This is a genomic window from Pseudoalteromonas sp. MSK9-3 (assembly GCF_003590335.1).
Taxonomy (GTDB): domain Bacteria; phylum Pseudomonadota; class Gammaproteobacteria; order Enterobacterales; family Alteromonadaceae; genus Pseudoalteromonas.
In genome coordinates this window covers 1-1,071 of sequence record NZ_MIET01000058.1, presented here as the reverse complement: position 1 = coordinate 1,071, position 1,071 = coordinate 1, and the positions used below count along the sequence as shown (strand labels likewise).

At 41.6% G+C, this 1,071-nt stretch carries 1 protein-coding gene and 1 pseudogene; both read right to left on the bottom strand.

The genetic code is table 11. The annotated features are described in order from the left end of the window. Positions 1–216: pseudogene (locus tag BGP78_RS22775) on the bottom strand (IS630 family transposase); the annotation flags it as partial. Continuing rightward, positions 176–700 (bottom strand): winged helix-turn-helix domain-containing protein, encoded by a 525-nt coding sequence (locus BGP78_RS20630; protein WP_119863166.1) that lies wholly within the window; start codon positions 698–700, stop codon positions 176–178. The pseudogene BGP78_RS22775 and the gene BGP78_RS20630, both read right to left, overlap by 41 nt. Positions 701–1,071: the final 371 nt, after the last annotated feature.

Here is a 1,071-nt window from a genome sequence, read left to right as displayed (position 1 = left end):
TGTTATTAATGCTTCTGTCTTGCCATTTTCAGGGCAGACAGCACCAAATAGATACCCATACTCAAATTGTTGCTGCTTTACTGCACGAGGTCTTGAGCCTGTCGCAGCCCACAAACGTGTTGTTTGGTTTTGTTGACCGAAACGAGCTTCATCTTGAAACCAAACATCAATTCGCTCAAGAGGTAGGTGCCCTGGGGTGTGAAGGATCGTTTCCAATAGGAAGTTTTTTAAAAGTTTCCTGGCATTCTCGTGATTGTTTGGGGTGTCTTGAACGGCTCGTTATCCAGCTAAACCCAAGCTTCTTGAGGAGTTTGTATATATGGTCTGAATGGTAACGAACTGAAAATTGGATAAATATATAGTTCCCAATGTCTTCGCCTGTAAGCCGCCCTCCATCCGAAGACTTGGCTGACTGAATTATATGAGCTGAAAGGAGTTCGAGTTGGCTTGGCGTTAATTTAGCAGGGCGTCCTTGTATCTGCTTACTATCAAGTCCTTCTAAGCCTTTATTTAAGTAGTTTGATACCCACTCATTAACACTGCTTCTCGCAGTATTCAAACGTTTGGCAATATTGGTTCGTTTTTCACCTTCTAAAAATAAGGATACTGCGAGTAATCGAATACGCTTTCTGGCATTTGATTTTCTTCGAGATAGTGCTAAAAGCTTTCTAGATGTATCTAAATCCATATAAGTGAGCATGCTTTAATCCGTGTACATATATTAGATCACAAACTTAAGTAGATTGGTATAAGTATGCATGCAATGGATCCTGACCTTCGTCAGGAAGACAAAAGTGTGAGACTCCTCTCCCTGAACTGGCTTCAGGGTCCATGGTTTTCACTGCCTTTTAGGAGCCAGAAATCTGTAAAAGTAACAACGATAAGTATGAGTGTATTGGATCCTGACCTTCGTCAGGAAGACAACAAGGTGGGCGTAATAAAAGCTCCGCTAAATACAAAACTCAGTCTCCCTGAATTCATTTCAGGGTCCATGGTTTTCACTGCCCTTAGGAGCACAAAAGTGTGTAAAAATAACAATGGCAAGTATGAGTGTATTGGACCCTGACCTTC

What these genes read in the sequence shown, in the direction of transcription:
- BGP78_RS20630 (WP_119863166.1), bottom strand. Translation starts at nt 700, where the DNA reads ATGCTCACTTATATGGATTTAGATACATCTAGAAAGCTTTTAGCACTA.